Origin of the sequence: Microbacterium sp. LMI13-1-1.1 (assembly GCF_040815625.1) — a bacterium.
In the GTDB taxonomy this organism is placed as follows: Bacteria; Actinomycetota; Actinomycetes; order Actinomycetales; family Microbacteriaceae; genus Microbacterium; species Microbacterium forte.
The window spans coordinates 1-22,572 of sequence record NZ_JBFPNL010000006.1; the positions used below are offsets into that span (position 1 = coordinate 1).

At 69.1% G+C, this 22,572-nt stretch carries 25 protein-coding genes and 1 pseudogene; 14 read left to right on the top strand and 12 right to left on the bottom strand.

The genetic code is table 11. The features are described 5' to 3' along the window. Nucleotides 1-215, top strand: a pseudogene (locus MRBLMI13_RS13315) (hypothetical protein); the annotation flags it as partial. A 153-nt stretch (nucleotides 216-368) separates the two neighbouring features. Here MRBLMI13_RS13315 and MRBLMI13_RS13320 read toward each other — a convergent pair. After that, a complete protein-coding gene (locus MRBLMI13_RS13320; protein ID WP_228385565.1) occupies nucleotides 369-1,022 on the bottom strand; it encodes a response regulator in 654 nt (217 codons plus the stop codon). A gap of 226 nt (nucleotides 1,023-1,248) precedes the next feature. Between MRBLMI13_RS13320 and MRBLMI13_RS13325 the strand changes: the two genes are divergently transcribed. Continuing rightward, nucleotides 1,249-2,391 (top strand): sensor histidine kinase, encoded by a 1,143-nt coding sequence (locus tag MRBLMI13_RS13325; RefSeq protein ID WP_367823867.1) that lies wholly within the window; start codon nucleotides 1,249-1,251, stop codon nucleotides 2,389-2,391. 302 nt (nucleotides 2,392-2,693) lie between these two features. Here MRBLMI13_RS13325 and MRBLMI13_RS13330 read toward each other — a convergent pair whose 3' ends face one another. Further along, nucleotides 2,694-3,437 (bottom strand): GntR family transcriptional regulator, encoded by a 744-nt coding sequence (locus MRBLMI13_RS13330; protein ID WP_367823865.1) that lies wholly within the window; start codon nucleotides 3,435-3,437, stop codon nucleotides 2,694-2,696. A gap of 170 nt (nucleotides 3,438-3,607) precedes the next feature. On the opposite strand from MRBLMI13_RS13330, the gene MRBLMI13_RS13335 reads away from it, so the two are divergent. From MRBLMI13_RS13335 to MRBLMI13_RS13360, 6 genes are all read left to right on the top strand, one after another. Next, the gene (locus MRBLMI13_RS13335) at nucleotides 3,608-4,537 is read left to right on the top strand and encodes a phosphate/phosphite/phosphonate ABC transporter substrate-binding protein (protein ID WP_367823863.1); all 930 of its coding nucleotides are present in this window, start codon (nucleotides 3,608-3,610) and stop codon (nucleotides 4,535-4,537) included. A 137-nt stretch (nucleotides 4,538-4,674) separates the two neighbouring features. Beyond that, complete coding sequence (gene phnC, locus MRBLMI13_RS13340) at nucleotides 4,675-5,520, top strand: phosphonate ABC transporter ATP-binding protein (protein WP_079114046.1); 846 nt, start codon at nucleotides 4,675-4,677, stop codon at nucleotides 5,518-5,520. Beyond that, a complete protein-coding gene (gene phnE, locus MRBLMI13_RS13345; RefSeq protein ID WP_367823861.1) occupies nucleotides 5,517-7,259 on the top strand; it encodes a phosphonate ABC transporter, permease protein PhnE in 1,743 nt (580 codons plus the stop codon). Before phnC ends, phnE begins: the two co-directional genes overlap by 4 nt. Further along, entirely contained in the window at nucleotides 7,256-8,425 is a 1,170-nt protein-coding gene (locus MRBLMI13_RS13350) for a TIGR03364 family FAD-dependent oxidoreductase (RefSeq protein WP_367823859.1), read from the top strand. The genes phnE and MRBLMI13_RS13350 overlap by 4 nt, the downstream gene beginning before the upstream one ends. Then, nucleotides 8,422-9,147 (top strand): HAD family hydrolase, encoded by a 726-nt coding sequence (locus MRBLMI13_RS13355; protein ID WP_367823857.1) that lies wholly within the window; start codon nucleotides 8,422-8,424, stop codon nucleotides 9,145-9,147. The genes MRBLMI13_RS13350 and MRBLMI13_RS13355 overlap by 4 nt, the downstream gene beginning before the upstream one ends. Nucleotides 9,148-9,156: 9 nt before the next feature. Further along, nucleotides 9,157-10,245, top strand: coding sequence for an alcohol dehydrogenase catalytic domain-containing protein (locus tag MRBLMI13_RS13360; RefSeq protein ID WP_042540105.1), 1,089 nt, complete (start codon nucleotides 9,157-9,159; stop codon nucleotides 10,243-10,245). A gap of 47 nt (nucleotides 10,246-10,292) precedes the next feature. Here the strand turns inward: MRBLMI13_RS13360 and MRBLMI13_RS13365 are convergent, their stop codons facing one another. Together MRBLMI13_RS13365 and MRBLMI13_RS13370 are read right to left on the bottom strand one after the other, a co-directional pair. Beyond that, nucleotides 10,293-10,823, bottom strand: a complete 531-nt coding sequence (locus MRBLMI13_RS13365; RefSeq protein ID WP_367823855.1) for a CinA family protein — start codon at nucleotides 10,821-10,823, stop codon at nucleotides 10,293-10,295. Continuing rightward, a complete protein-coding gene (locus MRBLMI13_RS13370; protein ID WP_367823853.1) occupies nucleotides 10,820-11,341 on the bottom strand; it encodes an FHA domain-containing protein in 522 nt (173 codons plus the stop codon). Before MRBLMI13_RS13370 ends, MRBLMI13_RS13365 begins: the two co-directional genes overlap by 4 nt. 149 nt (nucleotides 11,342-11,490) lie before the next feature. Between MRBLMI13_RS13370 and MRBLMI13_RS13375 the strand changes: the two genes are divergently transcribed. The 3 genes from MRBLMI13_RS13375 to MRBLMI13_RS13385 all read left to right on the top strand — a co-directional run bounded on the left by MRBLMI13_RS13375 (nucleotide 11,491) and on the right by MRBLMI13_RS13385 (nucleotide 13,908). Continuing rightward, the gene (locus tag MRBLMI13_RS13375; RefSeq protein WP_367823851.1) at nucleotides 11,491-11,835 is read left to right on the top strand and encodes an ATP-dependent DNA ligase; all 345 of its coding nucleotides are present in this window, start codon (nucleotides 11,491-11,493) and stop codon (nucleotides 11,833-11,835) included. A 178-nt stretch (nucleotides 11,836-12,013) separates the two neighbouring features. Next, entirely contained in the window at nucleotides 12,014-12,898 is an 885-nt protein-coding gene (locus tag MRBLMI13_RS13380; RefSeq protein ID WP_367823849.1) for an SDR family oxidoreductase, read from the top strand. 44 nt (nucleotides 12,899-12,942) lie between these two features. Then, nucleotides 12,943-13,908 (top strand): EamA family transporter, encoded by a 966-nt coding sequence (locus MRBLMI13_RS13385; RefSeq protein ID WP_367823847.1) that lies wholly within the window; start codon nucleotides 12,943-12,945, stop codon nucleotides 13,906-13,908. 10 nt (nucleotides 13,909-13,918) lie between these two features. Here MRBLMI13_RS13385 and MRBLMI13_RS13390 read toward each other — a convergent pair whose 3' ends face one another. Then, nucleotides 13,919-14,680: a YidC/Oxa1 family membrane protein insertase gene (locus MRBLMI13_RS13390; RefSeq protein WP_079113445.1), complete on the bottom strand. Its 762-nt coding sequence runs from the start codon at nucleotides 14,678-14,680 to the stop codon at nucleotides 13,919-13,921. A 62-nt stretch (nucleotides 14,681-14,742) separates the two neighbouring features. Then, nucleotides 14,743-15,015: a DUF6412 domain-containing protein gene (locus MRBLMI13_RS13395; protein ID WP_042540176.1), complete on the bottom strand. Its 273-nt coding sequence runs from the start codon at nucleotides 15,013-15,015 to the stop codon at nucleotides 14,743-14,745. A 105-nt stretch (nucleotides 15,016-15,120) separates the two neighbouring features. On the opposite strand from MRBLMI13_RS13395, the gene MRBLMI13_RS13400 reads away from it, so the two are divergent. Continuing rightward, nucleotides 15,121-16,167: an NAD(P)H-dependent flavin oxidoreductase gene (locus MRBLMI13_RS13400; protein ID WP_367823844.1), complete on the top strand. Its 1,047-nt coding sequence runs from the start codon at nucleotides 15,121-15,123 to the stop codon at nucleotides 16,165-16,167. A 1-nt stretch (nucleotide 16,168) separates the two neighbouring features. Here the strand turns inward: MRBLMI13_RS13400 and purU are convergent, their stop codons facing one another. Further along, a complete protein-coding gene (gene purU / locus MRBLMI13_RS13405; RefSeq protein WP_042540119.1) occupies nucleotides 16,169-17,020 on the bottom strand; it encodes a formyltetrahydrofolate deformylase in 852 nt (283 codons plus the stop codon). Nucleotides 17,021-17,104: 84 nt separating this feature from the next. Here purU and MRBLMI13_RS13410 point away from each other — a divergent pair, with 84 nt between their 5' ends. Both MRBLMI13_RS13410 and MRBLMI13_RS13415 read left to right on the top strand, forming a co-directional pair. After that, nucleotides 17,105-18,319 (top strand): cation:proton antiporter, encoded by a 1,215-nt coding sequence (locus tag MRBLMI13_RS13410; RefSeq protein WP_367823842.1) that lies wholly within the window; start codon nucleotides 17,105-17,107, stop codon nucleotides 18,317-18,319. Beyond that, a complete protein-coding gene (locus tag MRBLMI13_RS13415; protein ID WP_079113442.1) occupies nucleotides 18,316-18,774 on the top strand; it encodes a glutaminase in 459 nt (152 codons plus the stop codon). The genes MRBLMI13_RS13410 and MRBLMI13_RS13415 overlap by 4 nt, the downstream gene beginning before the upstream one ends. A 29-nt stretch (nucleotides 18,775-18,803) precedes the next feature. Here MRBLMI13_RS13415 and MRBLMI13_RS13420 read toward each other — a convergent pair whose 3' ends face one another. The 5 genes from MRBLMI13_RS13420 to MRBLMI13_RS13440 form a co-directional block, all read right to left on the bottom strand. Next, nucleotides 18,804-19,526 (bottom strand): glutamine amidotransferase-related protein, encoded by a 723-nt coding sequence (locus tag MRBLMI13_RS13420; protein WP_367823840.1) that lies wholly within the window; start codon nucleotides 19,524-19,526, stop codon nucleotides 18,804-18,806. 66 nt (nucleotides 19,527-19,592) lie between these two features. Beyond that, on the bottom strand, nucleotides 19,593-20,333 hold the full coding sequence (locus MRBLMI13_RS13425; protein WP_367823838.1) for a LysR substrate-binding domain-containing protein: 741 nt from the start codon (nucleotides 20,331-20,333) through the stop codon (nucleotides 19,593-19,595). A 54-nt stretch (nucleotides 20,334-20,387) separates the two neighbouring features. Continuing rightward, complete coding sequence (locus MRBLMI13_RS13430) at nucleotides 20,388-20,795, bottom strand: DapH/DapD/GlmU-related protein (RefSeq protein ID WP_042540126.1); 408 nt, start codon at nucleotides 20,793-20,795, stop codon at nucleotides 20,388-20,390. Nucleotides 20,796-20,877: 82 nt separating this feature from the next. Continuing rightward, nucleotides 20,878-21,651: a DNA-formamidopyrimidine glycosylase family protein gene (locus tag MRBLMI13_RS13435; protein WP_367823836.1), complete on the bottom strand. Its 774-nt coding sequence runs from the start codon at nucleotides 21,649-21,651 to the stop codon at nucleotides 20,878-20,880. Beyond that, complete coding sequence (locus tag MRBLMI13_RS13440) at nucleotides 21,651-22,547, bottom strand: EI24 domain-containing protein (RefSeq protein ID WP_367823834.1); 897 nt, start codon at nucleotides 22,545-22,547, stop codon at nucleotides 21,651-21,653. Before MRBLMI13_RS13440 ends, MRBLMI13_RS13435 begins: the two co-directional genes overlap by 1 nt. Nucleotides 22,548-22,572: the final 25 nt, after the last annotated feature.

The window sequence follows — 22,572 nt, forward strand, 5'->3', positions numbered from 1 at the left end:
ACGCCCGGGGCGGCCCGACGCATACGGATAACGGTGTGCCGTTGTGCTGGTGGCATCACCGGTCCCTCGGCACCTCGGGGTGGGAGATCCGGATGAATGACGGCCTCCCGCAGGTGCGCGGCCCGGCGTGGTGGGACCCCGACCAGCGCTGGCGCACCCCACGACTCAGCCTCCCCGCCGACCTGCCCCGGAAGCACCTCGCCCGAACGGGGTGACCTGCGACGGTCGCGGTCGCCTTGCACGCTCTGGGATCTGGTTCGACTTCGGTGGGATCCAGCCGACGTGATCCGGCTTCAGCAGGCCCTGTGAGCAGACGCCAGCGTGAGCAGGCCCCGCGTGAGCAGACGCCAGCCTCGACAGTCTCCGCGTCAGCGGAAGTCGACCAGGCCGGCGTGCGCCGCCGTGACCAGGATCTGCACTCTGTCGCGAACGTGCCACTTCGACATGATGCGGCCGAGGTGCGCTTTCACCGTTCCCTCCGACACGATCAGCGTGCGCGCGATCTCAGCGTTCGACATCCCCTGGGCGAGACGCTGCAGCACCTCTTGCTCGCGGTCGGTGAGCGCCTCGAGCGAGTCGTCGCCGCCCACCGGCTCCGTATCGCGCACATGCTTGATCAGCAACGAGGCGATGCGCGGTGACAGAGAGCTCGCTCCGCTGTACACCTCACGCACGCCCTCGAGAATGCTCGCCGCGCTGGAGTCCTTGAGCAGATACCCCGATGCACCGGCACTGAGCATCGGAAGCACGGTGTCGCTGCCATCGAGCGTCGTCACCGCCAGGATCTTGACCTCGGGCCACCGCTCACTGATGACCGCAGTCGCCTCGATGCCGTTCATCTCCGGCATCTGCACGTCCATCATCACGACATCAGGATGCTCGCGCTCCACGACTTCAATGCCCTCGAGGCCGGACTCCGCCTCCGCGACCACCGTGATCTCCGGGTCTCGTGAGACGAAGTGAGAGAGCGCTGAGCGCACCAGGGGATCATCATCGACGATCACGACTCGGATTTGGGACATGGAGGAAGCCTAACCGGGGTGTACCTGCGGCGCGATGTCTTAGACCTTTGGCTATCGACGTCTAGACGTGCGGCAGATGTGGTGCGAGAAGATCACCGAGAAGATGAGTACATCGCTAGTCAAAAGTGCAATAAAGGAGGTGAATCTCTATGTCATTCTGGAACCAGGTTGGACTCTTTTTCGGCTTCTACCGTTAATATATCTGGCGGAAAGGAGATACTGAAGTATGGCTTCAAGTCTTTCCTCGGGCGACCGCTCTGACGTCACCCGACTCGGAAAGGGCGAGAAGCTCAGCACGATCGAACGGATCGCCGTATTGGCGGTCGTCGGAACGATCGTCACCTTCGACATCGTCGGACTGTTCCTTCCTCCGGGATTGGATCCTCTGACGGCGGCACTCGGGATCGCATCCACCGCGGTCTTGGCCCTGTATCTCTGGTCGCCACTGATCGCGACATACGCCCTCGGCGTGGTGTTCGCACTCTCCTTCATCCCCGGCATCGAAGCCCAGGTGCTCACGACCGCCGCTTTCGCGGCAGGCCTGATCGTGCGTCTGGGATGGACCTCCTTGGTCCTGTCCTATGCCGGAGTTTTCCTCCTCGCATCCGCACTGGTCGTCACTGGCGACTCGAGGGATGCCTTCAATATCGCGATCTTCCTGGTCGGCGCCGCAGTATCCGGAGCCGTCGGCTTCGCACTTCGCATCGCGTTCGCCCGAGGGCGGACGCTCGAGGTGCAGCTGGCTGAGAAGGCCGAGCAGGAACGGCAGGCAGTACTCGCTGAGCGACGTTGGATCGCCGGCGAGTTGCACGACAGCATCGCGCACCACCTCACGGTGGTGGCGCTGCACGTGCAGATGCTCGACGACGATCGCACCAGCAGCGAATCGCAGGAGGCGATCCGCATCGCCGCACGCAAGGCGATGACCGATCTCCGCTTCGTGATCGACCTCGCAGACGACGGACCCCGGTCCGAGGGCATGCCCTCGGGTGATCTGGCGGCGTCCGTCGACGAAGCCCAGCAGGAGTTCGAATCCGCGGGTCATGCCGTGATCGTCGACGGCGACCCCTCTGACGAGCGCATCCCACGCGCGGCCGAGATCATCCTCGCGCGCATCCTGCGCGAGTCGGCCACCAACGTCCTCAAGTACGCAGGCGAGGGCGAAGTCCTGATCCGATTCGACATCGATGACGACTCCGCAAAGCTGACGGTGAGCAGCCCTCTCTCTGTCACGCCGCGTCGCGAGCTCTCGTCGAGCCGCACCGGCGTCGGGCGCATGGCCGAGCGCGTCCTCGGCGCCAGCGGTGAGTTCAGTGCCGGAGAAGCGGACGGACGCTGGGTCGTGTCAGCTCTCCTGCCGATCGTCTGACCGAACCAGTATTCCGGCATCTCGGAGGCGGAACGCGGTCAAAATCCTCGTCCAGCATTCCGATACTCTGGGGGAAAACCCGCGGAATTCCGCGGATGCACGCTCAAGGACTAGACGAAAGTCCAGGGTAGGTCTCGACTATAGACCGTGTTCCATGGTGTAGCCGGGAGCTTACATTGGGTATACCCCAGAAATAGCGCATCCCCAGCGCTGTGATCGCGAGCGCGATCTCTGGAATCTGATCCCCAGCGCGCTCGCGATCGGCTTCTTCCCTCGAGGAATCGAAACCGACCTGCCGGCTCCTAGCCGCCCACTGCACGCATGTAGTGCCCGTCCGTCGATATTCCCGACGCTGCGACGGTGAACCGCACCACCTCGCTGAGATAGCGGTCCTCGGACGCTTCGAAGACGCGTCCGCTCGCATCGCGGGAGATACGGCTGAGCCGGAGGATCGGCGTTCCCTGCGGCACCCGCAGCAGCGCGGCATCCTGGTCATCGGCCGCCACCGCGTCGATCTGGTGCTCGAGTCCGACGATCGGGTGTCCGACTGACCCCAGGTATTCGGTGATCGAGATCTCGTCGGTGTCGACGTCGAACAGCCGGCGCCCGACGGCCTCGGTGTAGAAGAGGCGCTCGAGCATCGTCGGCCGCCCATCGAGCAGTCGGAGTCGCACGACGCCGACGATCGTGTCCTCGGGGGAGACCCCGAGAAGCTCGGCGCGGTCGCCTGCCCGGCGAAGACTCAGCTCCTGCGTCTGGGCACCGGGGGTCACGCCGAGATCGCGAGCCCAGCGGGTGAACGGCACCGACACGTCGACGGCCTGGCTCGCCTTGCGGGAGACGACCCGAGCGGGGCGGCCTCTTCCGGTCTCGATCAGGCCCTCGCTGCGCAGTGCGGCCAGGGCGTTCCGGATGGGACCACGAGACGTGCGCCAGCGTTCGGCGAGTTCCGACTCGGTGGGCACGTCATCCCCGGGGCGCAGAGAGCCGGCCGCGATCTGGGCGCGCAGGTCGTCTGCGATCTGGGTGTATACAGCTTCGGCCACATAGGCATACTACTTGGTGACATCACAGGGAGGTCGAGCATTCTGTCTGTGTTCATCCCAGGAAAGCCCGGGTGAACGAACCTTGAACTCTTGCAAGTTAGGTATATATCTCGGCCCGCGCCCTGTCAGAGTTGCTCGTGGATCACCCCCTCCCACTCCGAAAGGTCCTCATGAAGCTCCGCGCTCTCCCCGTACTCGCCGGCGCCGCGATCCTCGCGCTCGGCCTCGCCGCCTGTTCCGGCACCGCCGAGGCCACCGGCGCGTCCGATGCCGACGCATCGTCGACCGCGAGCGGCTTCGCGGTCGACGAGAACACGCTCGTCTTCGGCGTCGTGCCCGACTCGGTCGACACCGAGACGAACTACCAGCCGCTCATGGACTACATCGCCGAGATCACCGGCAAGTCGGTCGAGTACCACGAGTCCACCGACTACGCCGCGCTCATCGAGGCCGCTGTCGCCGGCAAGGTCGACGTCGCCTCCTTCTCGGGATTCACCTACGTCACCGCCACCAACAACGGTGCGAAGCTCACCCCGATCTCGTCGATCGTCACGGAGGAGGGCCAGGAGCCCGGCTACTTCTCACAGGCGATCGTCCCCGCTGACAGCGACATCTCGAGCATCGACGACTTCGCGGGCAAGAAGGTCTGCTTCGTCGACCCGTCGTCCACGTCCGGATACCTCTTCCCCTCGTACAACCTCATCGAGGCGGGCATCGACCCGAAGACCGACATCACTCCGGTCTTCGCGGGCAAGCACGACGTGAGCGTGCAGAAGGTCGGCGAGGGGGTCGAGTGCGAGGTCGGCTTCGCCGAGGACTCCGAGGTCGAGAAGTCGGATGCCGTCAAGGTCATCGACGAGACCATGGTGCCCGGTGCCCCGCTCGTCTACTCGTCGACGCTTCCCGACGACGTCGCCCAGAAGCTCATCGACGGCCTCTCGGAGATCACGATCGACGACATCATCGCCGCCGGCATCGACAGCGCCGACACCGACTCCTTCCGCAGCGTCTTCTTCGCCACGAAGCCGGTCGACGACGCGTACTACGACCTGATCCGCGACATCTGCAAGGAGACCGAAGCGGAGCAGTGCCAGGGCTGACACCCTGACATCCGCTTCGCTCCCGCTCGTCGAGCGGGAGGTCACGGCGAGCGAGACGAGACGCGCTGAGGTCGATGCGCTTCGTCTCGCTCGCCACCTCTACCGACGAGCTTCAGAGATTCACGAGGAGAACTGACATGAACACGGCATCCGATGCCCTCATCCGCCTGAACGGCGTGACGAAGACCTTCGGCACGACGACGGCGCTCAAGAACGCGTCGCTGCAGGTGTCTCGCGGCGAGATCGTCGTGCTGCTGGGCCTCTCGGGCTCGGGCAAGTCCACGCTCCTGCGACACGTCGACGGGCTCGAGGTCCCGACCTCGGGCGACATCGAGGTGCTCGGTTCCCCGGTGCCGACTCTGAAGGGCAAGGCGCTCCGCCGCCTGCGCAGTCGGGTGGGATTCATCTTCCAGCAGTTCGAGCTCGTGCCCTCGCTCACCGTGCTCGAGAACGTGCTCACCGGATCGCTGTCGGAGGTCCGCGGACCGCGCCTCGGGCTCTGGGGCTATTCGAAGGCGGCGAAGCTGCGCGCCCTCGAACACCTCGACCGCGTCGGACTCCTCGATCGCGCCTATCAGCGCAGCGACACCCTCTCGGGCGGCCAGCAGCAGCGCGTCGCCATCGCCCGCGCCCTGATGCAGAAGCCCGACATCCTTCTCGCCGACGAGCCCGTCGCCTCGCTCGACCCCGAGTCGAGCGATCAGGTCATGGCGCTGATCCGCGAGATCGCCGCCGACGAGGGCCTCACCGTCGTCTGCAGCCTGCACCAGGTCGACCTCGCGATCTCGTGGGCCGACCGCATCGTCGGCCTGCGCCACGGTGAGATCGTGCTCGACACACCGACCGGCGACCTCACCAAGGCCGAGGTCATGGAGATCTACGGCCGCGTCGCCACGACCACGGCTGAGATTCGCGCCGTTCAGAACGAGCTCACCGAGATCGCGGTCGACATCGCCGACATCGACACGGCCCGGGTCTCATGACCGTGCTCTCGGACGCACCCTCGTCGTCCGCGGCCCCAGGGCATGCCACCGTCTCCGACCGCGCACCCCGACGCCCGCTCTCGGCCGAGCGCATCGCCGCCGGGCTCACCCTGGTGGCTCTCCTGGTGCTCGGCATCCTCGCGGTCGAAGAGGTCGGCATCTCGATCCCGGCGATGGTGCAGAGCTGGGGCAATGCCGAGAACTTCGTGGCCCGCGTCGGCGGACTCTCGTTCCCCGAGCCGGCCGACCTCGCATGGCTGATCGCCCTCACTGTGGGGCTCGTGCTCGTCGGCACGCTGCTCGCCGCCGTGCTCTCGGTGCCGATCGCCTACCTCGCAGCCTCGAATACGACCCCGGGCAACGGATGGCGGGCCGCGGCCCGATTCGTGGGAGTGCTCACCCGCGCGCTGCCGGACGTCGTGCTCGCCATGGCGTTCGTGCTCATGTTCTCGCTCGGCACCCTCCCCGGCATCCTCGCCATCGGCATCCACTCGATCGGCATGATCTCGAAGATGTTCGCCGATGCGATCGAGCAGATCGACGAGGGTCCCCGGCTTGCGATCCGCGCCGCCGGCGGATCGAAGATGCAGGAGTTCGCCTCGGGGATCCTTCCCCAGGTATTGCCGAGTTGGGTCGCGACGGTGCTGCATCGCAACGACATCAACCTGCGCGGCAGCGTCGTGCTCGGCTACGTGGGTGTGGCGGGCCTCGGGCTCGAGATGTCGTACGCGTTCAAGTCGCTGAACTACGGCAAAGGCCTGGGCATCGCGCTGGTCATCTTCATCCTGTGCGTCGCGATGGAGATCGTCTCGAGCCTGGTGCGCGGGGCGATGCTCGGACAGCAGAGGCAGACCCGGTCGTGGATCGACCGCATCATCCACCCTCGACTGCGCGGCTCGTCGAGCGCGAGTTCGACGGGGACCGCACGACCTGCATGGGCGGCAAGCCCTCAGACCGCGGTGCGACGACCGTGGACGGCAGAGCGCGTGCGCAACACGAGCGGCATCATCGTCGCGGTGCTCGTCGTGATCGGCAGCGTCGTCGTCAGCCAGATCAACTGGCTCGACTTCTTCACCTTCTGGGCCAAGCTCCCCGAGGTCGCCGCGAAGTTCTGGCCGCCGTCCTTCGGCAGCTACGAGGCGTCGGCGATGATCGCCGCCATGCGCGACACGATCGCGATCGCACTCGCAGCGACCGTGCTCACCCTGCTGCCTTCTCTGATCCTCGGCTCGCTCGCGGCCAGCAACGTCGCACCCGGCCCTGGCGCGCGCGGCGTCGCACGATTCCTGCTCGTCGGCATCCGCGGCATCCCCGAGCTGATCCTCGCGATCGTGCTCGTCGTGATCACCGGGCTCGGTGCGCAGGCGGGAGTCATCGCACTCGCCATCGGCGGCATCGGACTGCTCGGCAAACTGATCGCCGACTCCCTCGAGGAGGTCGACCGAGGCCCCGAGCGAGCGCTTCGCGCGGTCGGCGCCACTCGTCTGCAGACCTACACCTCGGCGACAGTGCCGCAGGGGATGCAGGCGCTCATCGGACACAGCTTCTACATGCTCGACACGAACATCCGTGCGGCGACGATCCTCGGCATCGTCGGCGGCGGCGGAGTGGGCTACTACCTGCTCAACGCCAGCCAGGGCTCTCGCTACGAGACGGTCACCGCGATCGTGCTGATGATCCTCGTCACGGTGCTCGTCGTCGAAGGACTCGCGATGTGGATGCGGAAGGTGTTCCGATGAACGGCACTCAGCACAGCGCGACTCAGCGCAAAGGCACTCAGCACAGCGCGGATCTCGTCGTCGTGGGTTCGGGGATCATCGGCCTCGGCGCGGCCTACGCCGCTGTTCGGCGGGGCCTCACGGTGATCGTCGTCGACAGGGCGGATGCCCCGGTCGGGGCGACGATCCGCAACTTCGGCCATCTCTGCATCGGCGCGCAGACCGGCGAGGCTCGCCGCTATGCCGACCTGTCTCGCGACCTGTGGCTGCGCCTCGCTCACGACGCGGACTTCTGGCTGCGCGAATCCGGCACGCTGGTCGCCGCCCGTCACGCAGACGAGATCGCGGTGCTCGAGCAGGCGGCGGCCGACGGCGGCATCCGGATGCTGGAGACGGACGAGCTGCTACGTCTCGCCCCGCTCCGTGCCGAGGGGCTCGTCGGCGGGGCGCACATCGAAACCGACCTGCAGACCGATCCGCGCACCGCCGCGGCAGCGATCGTGCGACACCTCGCCGTGCAGGGAGTCGACTTCCGCTTCCGCACAGCGGTGACCTCGGTCGCCGGGCGACGCGTCGAGACGACGAGAGGCGCCATCACGGCCGGCGCGGTGGTCGTCGCGGTCAATCACGACGTCGACCAGCTGCTGCCCGAGGTGGCCGCACGCGCCGGTGTCGAGCGGTGCGCGCTCGACATGATGCGAGCGGCGGTGACGCTGCCGCATCCGCTCGCTGCCCCGCTGCTGACCGGCTGGTCGCTCGTGCGGTACGGACGCTTCGCCGACGGTGCGGCGGCCGGTGCCCTCCGTGAGCGACTGCACTCCGAGCGCCCCGACCTCGCGGCACTCGACCTCAACCAGATGTACACGCAGCTGCCGGACGGCACGCTCATCATCGGCGACTCTCACACCACGTCGAGTGCGCCCGAGCCGTTCCAGCCGGAGGCGGCGTTCGCCGCGTTCCTCGCCGAGGCGGAGGCGCTGTTCGACATGCCCGCACCGCGGGTGCTCGAGCGCTGGCAGGGCGTCTACGCCAAGGCGCAGCACGAATTCCTCATCGACAGGGTCGAGGAGGGGGTGCTGGTGCTCGCCGCGACCACCGGCATCGGAATGACCACGGGTCTGGGGCTCGCCGAAGAGAATCTCACCGCCGCCTTCGGGTGGGCACCCGCAATGGAAGGAACCTCATGACCACGCACCTCTCCGCACCTCCGGCACTCGAACTCGTCGTGCTCGACATGGCAGGCACGACCGTGCTCGACGACGGCGTCGTCGAGACCGCGTTCCAGCGCGCCGCCGAGCGCACCGGAGTCGCAGATCGGATGCCGTGGGACGACGCGCTGGCCCATGTGCGCGCGACCATGGGCCAGTCCAAGATCGACGTCTTCACGCATCTCGCGGGCGGCGACAGGGCCGCAGCCGAACGGGCGACGGCGGAGTTCGAGGGTGCCTATGCCGAGATCGTGGCGGAACAGGGGGTCGCCGAGATCCCCGGGGCGGCGGATGCTATCCGGAGCCTGAAGGATGCGGGTCTGACCGTCGTGCTCACGACCGGGTTCGCTCCGGTCACCCGCGACGCGCTGATCGACGGTCTCGGATGGATCGGCCTCGTCGACCTGGCGCTCTCGCCCGTCGATGCCGGACGAGGTCGCCCTGCGCCCGACCTCGTGCTCACCGCGCTGATCCGCACGCAGACCTCGTCGGTCGCGTCGGTCGCGGTCGCGGGAGACACCGTCAGCGATGTCGAATCAGGGCGACGCGCCGGTGCCGGCTTCGTCGCCGGCGTGCTCACGGGCGCCCACGACTCGAGTGCCCTCGAAGTCGCCGGTGCCGACGCCGTGCTCGCAGACGTCACGCATCTCCACAGTGCGCTGGCCGAGCGCGGGCTGCTTCCGCTCGTGCCCACCGCCTGAGTGGCCCTCATGGGAACTCTGCTTGTCCGACCTCCCGGCCATCGCCGCGACGTCGCTCTGCGCCCCGCAGCCACAGCGATGGTGTGGATCGGCGAAGGCCACCCGCACGAGACCATCGCGGTGCCCGGTGTCGCTCTCGGCGAGAACGACGTGCTGGTCGCGGTCGAGATGTCGACCATCTGCGGGTCCGACGTGCACACCGTGCAGGGGCGGCGATCGGCTCCGGTGCCCCTGGTGCTCGGCCATGAGAGCGTCGGACGCGTGATCGCCATGGGCGATGCCGGGGCTGTCGCGGTCGACGGCACCCCGGTGCGCATCGGCGATCGTGTGGTCTGGTCGGTCACGATCTCGTGCGGCACCTGCGACCGGTGCACGCGGGGCCTGCCGCAGAAGTGCCGCACGCTGGGCAAATACGGCCATGATCGCATCGGAGTGCACGGCGATCTCAGCGGAGCCTTCGGCACGCACGTCCAGGTGCGAGCGGGCACCGCGATCGTGCGGGTGCCCGAGTCGCTGCCGGCCTCGGTGCTCGCGCCGGCATCGTGCGCGACCGCGACCGCCTGGGCCGCCGTGGCCAGGGCAGCGCGCGACCATGACCTCGAGGGCGCGGCCGTGCGCATCCACGGAGCCGGACTCGTCGGGCTCTCGGCTGCCGCGATCGCCGTGGAGCACGGCGCGACGGTCGAGGTGCTCGACCCCGCACCCGCACGGCTCGCGCTCGCCGCACGGTTCGGTGCCGGCCGGATCGATCGTGACCCGGACATCGTGATCGAGGCCTCGGGGCATGCCGTGTCAGACGCGGTCGCCGGCGTGGGCACCGGGGGCACGGTCGTGCTCGTCGGAAGCGTCTTCCCTGCCGAGCCCGTGCCGCTCGACGCCGAGAGCATCGTGCGTCGACTGGTGACCGTCACCGGGGTGCACAACTACACCGGAGCCGAGCTGGCCGAGGCCGTCGGATTCCTCGCCGGACGAGGACGCGCCTACCCGTTCGCGGATGCGGTCGGCGAGGTGCGGCAGCTCGCAGCCATCGACGAGGCGATAGCCGCGGCATCCGCTCCCGGTGCGCCGCTGCGCATCGGACTCGTGCCTGGGCGGTGACCCTCGGCGGATCCGGCGGAGAGTGCACGGTGGAGAGCGCAGGGCTCTCAGTCGGCTTGCCCGTTCAGCTCAGTCGACGCCGCGCCTGAGCGCCGAGGACCGGCGGGCCTGATGCCCTCGGCATGGAAGGCGAGCAGTCGGATCGCGGTGTCGACCGTCTCGTCGAGCACCTCGTGCGGATCGCCGGTGAGCGCCAGCATCCGATGGCCGACTCCGTCGTCGGTCGCCCACCCGATGAAGACGGTTCCGGGGTCGTGCCCGCCCTCGGGCTCCGGGCCCCCGACGCCCGTGGTGGAGATGCAGACGTCGGCGTCGAAGAGCCGTCGCGCGCTCTCGGCGAGTTGCTCGGCGCACTCGGCCGAGCACGGGTCGGTTCCCGGCGTGAGGCCGAGCAGGCTCTCTTTGACATCGGTGAGGTAGGCGACGATGCCGCCGGCGAACCAGTCGCCCGCGTCGTCACCCGCGCCGATCGTGCTCGCCAGGCGCCCCGAGGTCAGAGACTCGACGACGCAGATGCGCAGCCCGCGCTCAGCGGCGACCTCGCTCAGGCGATCCAGCGACGGCTGCTCCGCCGTCACTTCTCCTCAGCGGAGTCGGCGTGCGTCGGCGCGTCCGTCTCGATGTTCGCCTCGTCGGAGTAGTCGGGCCGCGGGGGCTGCAGCGGCTGGTCGGAGTACTCGCCGCCGAGGCGTCCGCCGAAGGGACGACCGTGGTCGGCGAACTCGTCGCGTGCGTAGACGAGCTCCCACTCTCCGACAGTGAAGCGCGCGCCCGTGCGCAGTGTCTGCGACCGGTCGCCGGGGTGCGTGGCGGTGGCGTCGGGGTTGCTGTTCATCTCGCCCTCGCCGTGCAGTTCGAGCACGTACTCGTCGCGGTCGTCGTGCGTGATCGTCGCGTGCACGGGGTCGGCGCCTTCGAGCCGCAGCTCGTTGTCGGCGGCCGAGCCGATGCGCACCACGTCGACCTCGAGGGCGAACTCCGTGCGCTCGCCGTCGCGGGTCACCCGCAGACGGGGGTTGCCTTCGCCGAACTCGGCGTGAGTGGTCGTGGGGGTGTAGCCCTCGTCGGAACGGTCGTCGATGTGTCGTGCGTTCATGGTGGGTCTCCTCGCGGTCCCTCACAGGATATGCGGGGGAGGAATCCGAGCGCAGGGGGTTGACTTCGGCGGCGGTTTCATCGACGCAGCCGGGCTGGAGATTCCCATAAACTGCAAGGCGAAGACCCGGACACCTGAGGAGACGCGGCATGGGCAAGTTCATCTACGAGGGCAGTGTGAAGACCGAGATCGAGGATCGCGCCCTCACCCATCTGCAGCTCGTGATGACCGCCAAGCTGCGCCGCGCGGAGCCCTTCCCCTTCAGCTGGCGTGAAGACGCCAGCGTCGGAGGCGGCCGCACGACCGTGTGGGTTCAGCCGGGCAGCTCGCTCGTCTTCAAGTACTTCGGCAGCCGGCAGCCGTCGGTCAACCGGGCCTGGATCGAAGCGCTCGCCTTCACGGCCAACGCTCCGAGCGGTCTGTACCTGGTTCCCGAGCCGCAGGAGGCCTCCGTCTCCACGGGCGACGACGAGCCGTCCGCTCCCGCGGCCTGAGCGCGTCGAGGAGCCCGCTCCGCCTCCGCGCCCCGGCCCCGGATCGTCGTGCCGATTGTCAACCCCCTGCCGAGGGCGTCGAGAGGCCACGAGGCTCGGTTGACGCCCGACTCGCGCAACGAACAGTGGTCGCGAGTCGCGAGTCGCGAGTCGCGAGTCGCGAGGAAGAGGAGACACCATGGCCGACAGCATGCCCGACCCCCGCAGCCAGCATCGCCAGGAGGAGTTCCCGGGGCAGCAGCAGGACCAGCCGGGGCTGACCGATCAGATGCGGCCGGTTCCCGACCACGGTGAGCAGTCATACGTCGGTCACGCGCGGCTCGAGGGCCGTCGAGCCCTGATCACGGGTGGCGACTCCGGAATCGGTCGGGCCGTCGCCATCGCCTTCGCCCGGGAGGGCGCGGACGTGGCGATCGTGCACATGCCGGAGGAGCAGTCGGATGCCGACGACACGATCGAGCTCATCCGCGCCGAAGGCAGGCAGGGGCTCAGCCTCGCCGGGGATCTGCGGGACGAGGCCTTCGCGACGGAGGTGGTCTCCGAGACGAGGAGCGGCCTCGGCGGGCTGGACATCCTGGTGCTCAACGCCGCCTACCAGCACGACATCGACGGCTTCGAGAATCTCGAGACCGACAAGCTGCGCCGCGTGTTCGAGACGAACCTGTTCGGACTGCTGTACTCGGCCAGGGCCGCGTATCCGCATCTGGAGCCGGGGTCGAGCATCATCGTGACGGCGTCCGTGCAGGCGTTCGAGCCCTCGCCCAACCTCATCGACTACGCGATGACGAAGGCGGCACAGGTCGCATTCGTCAAGGCGCTCGCCGAAGAGGCGGGAGAACGAGGCATCCGCGTGAACGCGGTCGCCCCCGGACCCATCTGGACGCCGCTCATCCCGGCCACCGGATGGAGCGATGAGCGGGTGAAGACCTTCGGCTCCGACACGCCTCTCGGCCGGGCGGGACAGCCGGCCGAGCTCGCCGGCGCATACGTCTACCTCGCCGCGGCGGAGTCGTCGTACACGTCCGGCGCGGTGCTCGCCGTCACCGGCGGCAAGCACCTCTGATCGCCCGCGTTCGCCGCAGCCTCCCTGCGCCGTAGGCTGGCGGGGTGAAGCAGTCCGCGTCGTCCCGCCCGCTCGTGGGCGTCGCACTGGTCGTCTGCTCCTGCCTGTCGTTGCCGTTCGGGGCCGCTGTCGCGGCACAGCTGTTCCCGGTGCTCGGCCCGTGGGGCGTGACCTCTCTGCGCGTCGCGATCGCGGCGCTGCTGCTGGTGGTCATCGTGCGCCCGCGGCCGGTGCGCTGGACGAGAGTGCAGTGGCTGGCTGCCGTGCTGTTCGGAGTCTCGCTGGCGGCGATGAACGGCTTCTTCTACGCGGCCATCGACCGGATCCCGCTCGGCCCCGCCGTCGCGATCGAGTTCCTCGGGCCACTGGTGCTGTCGGCTGCGCTGACCCGACGCCTCGCCGACGCCGCCTGGGTGGGCGTCGCGCTGCTCGGCATGGTGCTGCTCGGCGTCGACGGACTGATCGGCGCCGACCCGCTCGACCCTCTCGGTGTCGTCTTCATCCTGATCGCCGCGGCCTTCTGGGCCATGTACATCCGCATGAGCGCCCGAGTCGGCGCCGTCATCCCCGGTACGAGCGGGCTCGCGGTCGGGCTCGTCGTGGCGGCGGTGCTGCTGATCCCGGTCGGAGTGCCGGCGGCCGTCACCGTCTCGGGCGACATGCAGCTGCTGCTGCTCGCCGCGGTCACGGCCGTGCTGTCGTCGGTGATCCCCTACAGCTTCGAGCTCGCGGCGCTCCGTCGCCTGCCGCAGCGCGTGTTCGGAGTGCTGCTGAGCCTCGAACCCGCGTTCGCGACACTCGCCGGGTGGCTGATCCTCGGCCAGTCCGCCACCCCGCTGAGGATGCTCGCGATCGCCCTCGTCGTCGCAGCGAGCGTCGGCACGACGCTCGGCGTGCGGCGACAGCGCCGCCGCGCCGACGCCGCCGCACGAGACGACACCGGCGCGGACGATGAGGGCCGCGGCGACGAGACCGGGCCGTTCACGGCGCCGATCCCGCTGCCGGAGTGAGTGCCGAACGTCAGACGCTGACCCCGGCCGGCACGGGCAGGGGATAGCGACGCCGCAGCAGCATGCGCTGCACCAGAGTCCAGACGACGGTGACCGTGAGGTAGAGCGCGGCCGCCAACGGCACGAACACGGCGAACACTGCTGTCAGATAGTGCAGAGCGCTCGTCACTCTCTGCATCGTCGGCGAGTTCAGCGGCGAATCATCGTCGACCGGCGCCGGCCGGAAGACCCGCCGCGTGATCTCGGCCACCGCGATCATCACGGCGATCAGGGCGCCGAACACCAGCAGCGTCTCGGGTGTCGCCGTGCCGCCGAAGACGGCCGAGACGAGGCTCGTTCCCAGCGGCGCACCGAACAGGTCGTGCGTGAGCAGGTCGTTGGCGTGCCCCGCGATGTCGGGGCGGATGAACAGCGTGTACAGGATGCCGACGACCGGTGCCTGCGCGAGAACAGGCAGCATGCCGGCGAACGGAGACGTGTTCTCGGAGCGATAGAGCTCGAGCATCTCCTTCTGCAGGCGTTCGGGGTTCTTCTTGTGCCGGCGCTGCAGCTCGCGCAGCCGGGGCGCGAGGCGCGCCCTGGTCTGCTCGGCCTTGGCCTGCGAGACACCCACGGGAATCAGCAGTGCGCGGACGAGAAGCGTCACGAGCACCACTGCGAGGGCTGCGGCGGATGCTCCGGCGAGTGGTTCGAGCAGCGAGGAGAGCCCGGCGAGGGCGCCGTACGCCGCATCGAGCAGAAAGGTCAGGGGTGGGAAGGCGAAGATGTCCATGGAAGTCCGTTCGTGTGTCGGGAAGGGTCGGCGAAAGCCGCGCAGTCCCGTACGAGGACGGACTACGCGGGAACGGCGACTCCCGGCGCACGAGGGCGCGGGTGACCGGCGGCATCAGGATCGCTCTGCGCGAGCAGCGTCGAGACGTCGATCGCCCTCAGCGGATGCGGAGCGGTGCTCGGCGAGGGCGGTGCCAGGCTCAGAGCGACGGCGATCGTGAGCGTCGTCAGGGCGATCAGCGCGATCGCGACACCGAGGGCTGCGGCATCGGGCACCGCGACGATCCCGAGCGCGGCCGCGACGAAGCCGAGCATCTGCCCGAACCACTCGCTCATGTGCGCCTCTCTGATCCCTCCCGCCGAGATTATCACCGGCATCCGAGCAGGGGATCGGTGATCCGCGCTCACCTCCGGCCAGGAGAGCGGAGATAGCCTCGATGTATGACTGATCTGCGTGCGCTGCTCGGCATCGAACACCCCGTCCTGCTCGGCCCGTTCGGCGGGCTCTCGTCCGTCGCGCTCGCCGCGGCCGTCAGCGAGGCGGGTGGGCTCGGCGGCTACGGGCTGTACGGCTACGACGGCGACCGCATCCGCTCGACCGTCGCGTCGCTGCGGGAGGCGACCTCGCGCCCGTTCGCCGTGAACATCTGGCTGCCGACGGGCGACGAGGTCGCGCCGAACCCGCAGCACACCGTGTTCGCGCAGGCGCTGCAGCCGTTCTACGACGCGGTCGGCCTCGAAGTGCCGGCACGACCCGAGCGGTACGTGCCCCCGCTCGACGAGCAGCTCGACGCGATCTGGGAGTCCGCGCCGCCCGTGCTCAGCACGGTGTTCGGCATCCCCTCCGGCGACCTCATCGAACAGGCGCATCGCCGAGGCATCCGCGTGGTGGCGACAGCGACGACGGTCGCCGAAGCCGCAGCCCTCGCCGAGGCCGGGGTCGACGCCGTCATCGCGACCGGCTTCGAGGCCGGAGGTCATCGCGTGTCGTTCCTGCGACCGCCCGAGGAGTCGCTCGTCGGCACCTTCTCGCTCGTGCCGCAGGTCGTGGATGCCGTCGATGTGCCGGTGATCGCGGCCGGCGGCATCGCCGATCGGCGCGGTGTCGCGGCCGCTTTCGCGCTCGGTGCATCGGCCGTGCAGGTCGGCACGGCCTTCCTGGCGACAGTCGAGTCCGCCGCGAACCAGGCGCATCGTGACGCCATCCGCGCGACACCCGCCGACGGCACCGTTCTCACACGGGCGATGAGCGGACGCCTCGCCCGCGGTGCTCGCAACCGCGCGGTGCGGGCGATCGAAGCGAGCGGCTCCATCGCCCCGTTCCCGATGCAGAACTGGCTCACAGGGCGATTCCGGGCTGCGGCAGGCGAGCAGAACCTCGGCGAGCTGCAGTCCCTCTGGATGGGGCAGGGCGCGCCGCTCGCCCGCTGTTCCACTGCGGCGGAGGCCTTCGCCGAGCTGGTCGCCGGGGTGCCGCAGAAGCCCTGACTCAGAGGATGACGGTCGAGCGGCCGTGCACGATCACACGGTCCTCGGCATGCCACTGCACGGCGCGCGCGAGCACGAGGCGCTCGACATCGGCGCCGCGGCGCTGCAGCTCGGCCGCGGACTCCGAGTGCGTGACCCGCGTGACGTCCTGCTCGATGATCGGCCCCTCGTCGAGGTCGGCCGTCGCGTAGTGGGCGGTCGCCCCGATCAGCTTGACGCCGCGATCCTTCGCCCTGGCATACGGGTTGGCCCCGATGAAGGCGGGCAGGAACGAGTGGTGGATGTTGATGACGGGGGCACCGAGACCCGTGATGAAGTCATCGCTCAGGATCTGCATGTAGCGGGCGAGGACGACGAGATCGACGTTGCCTCGGAGCATCTCGAGCTGGCGCTGCTCCATCGCCTGCTTGTCGCCCGAGGGGATGTGCACGAACGGCACTCCGAACGAGCGCACCGACTCGGCGAGGTCGGGGTGGTTCGAGACGACCATCGTCACGTCGATGTCGAGCTGTCCGCGCTGCGTGCGCCACAGCAGCTCCATCAGGCAGTGATCGTACTTCGACACGAAGATCGCGACGCGCTTGCGGCGGGCGGTGTCGTGCAGTGACCACTCCATGCCGAAGCGCTCGGCGATCGGGGCGAGGTCGGCCTCGAGCGCGGTGCGCGCGGCCGAGAGACCGGGGAGGTGGATCACGGTGCGCTGGAAGAACCGACCACCCTCGGAGTCGGTGGAATGCTGGTCGAGGGAGATGATGTTCGCTCCGTGGGCGGAGAGCACTCCGGCGACGGCGGCGACGATGCCGGGCTGATCGTCGCAGGCGATCAGCAGGCGGGCGGTGTCGGGCTGAGACATGGGGGCTCCTCGGGGGTGTGCATCGATTCTGCCGTGGATGCGACCACCGGGCGAATCGTCGCCCCGGGTCGCTACTCTGGGAGCGTGGACGCGGGCGATCTCGGACTGGTGCTGATCCCGCTGCTCGCGGTGGCAGCGCCGCTGCTGGCGCGCGGCATCCGACCCGTCATCCGAGTGCCGATCATCGTGTTCGAGCTCGTGCTCGGGATTCTCGCGGGGCCCGCCGTGCTCGGCTGGGTCGAGCCGACGCCCATCCTCGAGAAGCTCAGCGATTTCGGGCTCGCGATGCTCTTCTTCATGGCCGGATCCGAGATCGATTTCCGCGCCGTCTCCGGGCGCCCGCTCGTGCGGGCCTCGATCGGCTGGAGCATCAGCGTCGTGCTCGGGATCGCGATCGGCTTCTTCCTCGCACCCGGCGAGGGGATGGTCGTGATCGCCATCGCGCTCAGCTCCACCGCACTCGGCACCCTGATGCCGATCCTGCGGGATGCGAGGGAGACGGACACTCCGTTCGGTCGTGCGGTCACCGTGATCGGCGCCGTGGGAGAGTTCCTGCCGTTGATCGCGATCTCGCTCTTCCTCAGCACCCGCACCACGCCGCTCGCCACCGCCGTGCTGCTCGCCTTCGTGGCTCTGGCGGGGCTCGCCGTGTGGATGGCCCAGCGGATGCAGCATGGGCGCCTGCATGCCTTCGTGCGCGCCACGCTGCACACCTCCGATCAGTTCGGCGTGCGCTTCGTGCTGCTGCTCATCGCGGCGCTGGTCGGTCTCAGCGTCATGCTCGACCTCGACATGCTGCTCGGCGCCTTCGTCGCGGGAGCCGTGTGGCGCATCATCATGGCGCGTGCGCCCGAGAAGGACGCAGCGGCGATGGAGACGAAACTCGAGGCCATCGCGTTCGGGCTCTTCGTGCCGATCTTCTTCCTCTACACCGGCGTGAACTTCGACCTCCAGGCGCTCACCGGTTCGTCCTCGGCGATGCTGATGCTGCCCCTCTTCCTCGTGGCGCTGCTCGTGCTCCGGGGCACCACTGCGCAGCTCTCCGCCCCACCCGGCGCGAGCGTCAGAGACCGCACGGCGCTCGGGCTGCTGGCCGCCACAGGGCTGCCCATCATCGTCGCCGTGACGGCCATCGGGGTGGACCACAAGATGATCGACACCGGCACGGCCGCAGCACTCGTCGGCGCGGGGATGCTGTCGGTGCTGCTCTTCCCGCTGTTCGGCATGCTGATCCGCGGTGACGCGGCGCGACTGGTCGACCCCGAGCTGGTTCGCGCGCGACCCCAGGGGGAGCTGTGACCACGGCATCCGCGCTGATAGCCGACGCCGTGCGTGCGCTCTCGGGCCTGCCGCAGGAGGGACTCGGCGAGGAGCGGGAATCCCGGTGGCGCGGACGCCGCATCGTTCGCGTGGGCGCGGCCTGGCACATCGGAGTGCTGCTGTTGACCGAGACGCAGGCCCTGGCGACCGCCGAGGTGCTGCGCGCTGCCGACCCCGGCCGCCGCGGCTATACGGCCGAGTCCGCAAGAGAGCGCGCCGAGCGTCGCGCGCTGGCTCTGCGGGGCGGATTCGACGAGGGCGACGTCGTGCACGTCGGGTGGTCGGTGATCGACCTCGACGCCGTGGATGCGGGTGGGGCATCGGGGCCGCTCGCGATGATCGACGCCGCGCCGTCGGTGCGGTGGAGCACTGCCGGCGGGTGGATGCCGCTCGAGGCATACCTCCGCGAACGTGTGGAGCTGCTGCGCGGCTGAGCCCTGCTCGCCTGCTCGCCTGCTCGGAGTCAGGCTGCGGCGAACGTCTGCGCGAAACGGCGCAGCAGAGCGGCGCCCTCGGTGACCGATGCTGCGAGCACCTGCCCCTGCACCTCGTCGAACTCGTCGGGGTCGAAGTACCCGGTGGTGCGGTAGAACGTCATCCGGTCGGCGAAGTCCCTCGGGGTCGGCTCAGGGTGGAACTGCGCCGTGTAGAGGTGAGTCCCGACGCGATACGCCTGTACCGGGCAGGTGTCGTTCGTGGCGAGAAGGACCGCACCCTGCGGCAGAGCAGCAGCGCTCTCCTTATGGGCGGTGAAGACGGTGAGGGCGGGCGAGCTCGGGCCGAACACCGGATCCGCTGCGCCGGCCTCGGTCGTCTCGATCACGGTGGCGCTGGCCGATTCGGGAGTGTCCACCGTGATCTCGCCGCCGAGCATCCGCGTCACCACACCGATGCTGAAGCAGGTGAAGAACGCCGCGATCCGGCCGTCGATGGCCCGCCGAGCGATGCGCTCGAGATCTGCTTCGACACGCAGCTGCACTGCAGACTTCTCGGCGTCGCTCACGTTGAAGGGAGAGCCGCCGACCACGACGCCGTCGTATCGCGCGAGGCGCGCAGGGTCGAGGGGCTCGGTGAGCAGGTCGAGGCGGTCGACGACGTCGACGCCGAGCGCCCGTCGGAACGAGGCGTGCTCGGCATCCGCCGCCCCGAGCTCGGGGCGCACACAGACGTAGAGAAGCGAGACCACCACGAGAGTCTAACGACGACCGGAGGGGGTCGCCGTCATCGCTGTCATCGGGACGTCACGCTCGCATCACCGTGACGAGTTGGAGGTGCGACCCCGCACGATCCCGATGAACGTCTCGACGTCAGGGGTGGTGTGGTCACGGCGCCAGACCAGGGCGACCGTCGACGTCGGGCCGTCGACGAGGCGTCGATGGCGGACATCCTTGCGGTGGTGCACGCGTGCGAGAGACATGGGCAGGATCACGATCCCGGTTCCGGCGGCAGCGGTCGTGATGGCTTCTGCGACGGTCAGCGGCGCGAACGTCGGGGCGAGGGCACCCGGGATGTCGATCGCACCCAGTGGATCGTCAGTGGGGACCATCACGATCTCACCTGCGAGGTCGGCGATGGTCAGTTCGTCGGCCGCGAGCAGGTGCGAATCGATCGAGGCGACCACGACCGGCACCTCGTCGTACAGCGTGATGACGTGCAGGGTCTCGTCGGTCAGCGGCAGACGCACCAGCGCGGCGTCGAGGTCGTCGAGCGCCGCGCCCTGATCGGCGACCTCCACCGGCACGAGTTCGAGGGGCACGTGCGGCATCCGCTGCTTCCAGGCGTCGATCCACTTGCCTGGTGTGGCGCCGGGCACGACTCCGAGTCGGAACGTGCGCGGCTCCTCGGACTCGCGTTCCGGCGCATCGAACACGACCTTGGCGGTCTTCTTCGGCGGCTTGGGCGGCGGGAACCGCTGCGCCGGTGCCGCCCTGTTGCGTCGCACGGGCGAGCCTTTGCCGGCACGTCCTGCCGGTCGTCGTCCCTGAGTCGCCATGTGCTCCAGGGTACCCGGCGCACGCGGCGAGACGGTCTGGGATCGCGGCTGTGATCAGGCCGCGAGCCACAGCCCCTTCGGGTCGGTGGCGACCGTCAGGCCGGCGGCGACCGTCTCATCGTCGCCGATGCGCGCGCCGCGGACGATGCGAGCACCTGCTCCGACTTCGGTGCGGACCCCGATGTGCGCGCCGTCTCCGACGGCAGCGCCCTGGCCGATGTGTGCGTGAGCGTCGACGTGCGCACCCTCGCCGATCACGGCATCCGGTTCGATCCACGCGCCGCGGGCGATGGTCGCCCCCGCGCCGATACGCGCGCCGGGTTCGATGTAGGCGCCCGCTTCAACATGCGCCTTCGGATGGACCTTCGCGCCATGCGCGACGAGACCGCGACCGTTGGCGTGCTTGCGATACCGCAGCGTCGCGCCCTGGTCGTTCTCGATGTCGACGTAGTTCTTGCCCACGATTCCTCCCCGTGTTCCGGAGTGCTCCGGATATATCAATAACCACGGGTGTGCCGGATTCATTCCCGAGCATGGATGCGGGTCATCGCTGACACACGGGACACCAGAAGGTGATGCGTTCACGGGTCGGATCCGCGCCCAGTTCGCCGCGCTTGATGAGCGTTCCGCAGCGACGGCATGGCTTGCCGGCACGGCCGTAGACCCACGTTCCCTGACCGGGCCGATCGACTCCGGTGAAGGTCCGGTGACGACGATCGCGGTTCACTCGGATCGTGCGCACGCCGAGGTCGAGCAGCGCGGGCACGTCGACCTCCGGGGCGGGGGTGGTCGGCAGGATCCCGCGCAGGAACAGGAGTTCGGCGGCGTACTCGTTGCCGAACCCCGCGACGTTGCGCTGGTCGAGAAGGGCGACGTGGATGCTGCGGGAGTCGGCGCTCACGCGTCTGGCGGCCTCGACGGCGTCCCAGTCGGGGCCGAGGGGATCGGGCCCGAGGTATCCCACGAGCTCGTCCTCTTCCCGCGTCGGCACCACCTCGATCTCGGCCAGGTCGATGCCCACCGCCTCGCGCTGCGCGGTGCCGACGATCGCGCGCACCTTGAACGCCGGATGCCGCCACTTCTCGCCTGCGCGATAGACCAGCCAGGCCCCGTCCATGCGCAGATGGGAATGCAGTGTGCTGTCGCCGATGCGCAGCAGCAGGTGCTTGCCGCGAGCGATCGAGGAGAGGATCGGCTGACCCGTCAGATCGAGAGTCGCGAAGCGCGGGACGCGCAGGTCGAAGCGCGCCACCTCGGCGCCGACCAGGGCCTCGTCGAGACGTTTCGCCGTACGGAAGACGGTATCGCCCTCGGGCATCAGACGTGCCCTGAACCGGCGGGCGGCGGCGGAAGCGGCGCGGAGACGCTGCCCGGCGCGGGCGGCGCGGGCGGTGCGGGCGGTGCGGGCGGTGCCGGCTGCAGGGGCGGTGCGGGCTGTGCCGGCTGCAGGGTCGCGAGCGGAGGCGAGGTCTGCTGCGCCAGGGGTGTGCGCTCGAGCATGGTGCGCGCGAGAGTCGTGGCGCCTGCCACGGCGGCGGGCATGACGGCCACCGCACCTCCGGGGATCAGGAAGCAGAGTTGCGTCGCGACGCCGAAGCCGAGCACCCGCGCGCGATTGCCGCGGAACAGCACTGCACGGTCGGCGGGAGTGAGTTCGCGGGCGTCGAAGGCTCGCTGCGTGAGCTCGCGTGCGAGCACGCGGCCCGACAGTACGACGCCTCCGACCGCTGCGAGGAAGCCGCCCACGAGAGGGACGAAGCCGAGCACCAGCACGAAGATCGCGATGAGGATGCCGAGGAGCACCAACCGCAGTCCCTCACCGACCGCCATCCAGAATCCGCCGCCGTCGGAAGGCGGCGCGTCGCCGAGGTCAGCCTCGACGGCCCGCCAGATGCGCTGGTAGAACGGGTCGCCGATGGCCAGGGCGAGGGCGCTGAACACGGCACTGGCCAGGGCGAGCGCCGCGGCGAAGATCACGATGCCGACAGCGGCCCGGAAGACCGATCGCCACTCGGGGATCCAGCCGTCGGCGAAGGGTGTCACGGCGTCGGAGATCGGCCCGAGCGACAGCGCGAGCGGCACCAGACCTGCGAGCAGCACCAGCGCCGCGATGAGTCCTGGCACGAGTCCGAGGGCCATCAGGCCGGGGCGGCGTCGCCAGGTGCCGAAGCCGCGCAGCAGCGTGCGGATGCCGTAGACGAACTCCCCGATCATGCGTCCAGCCTAGAAGCAGCGGTCA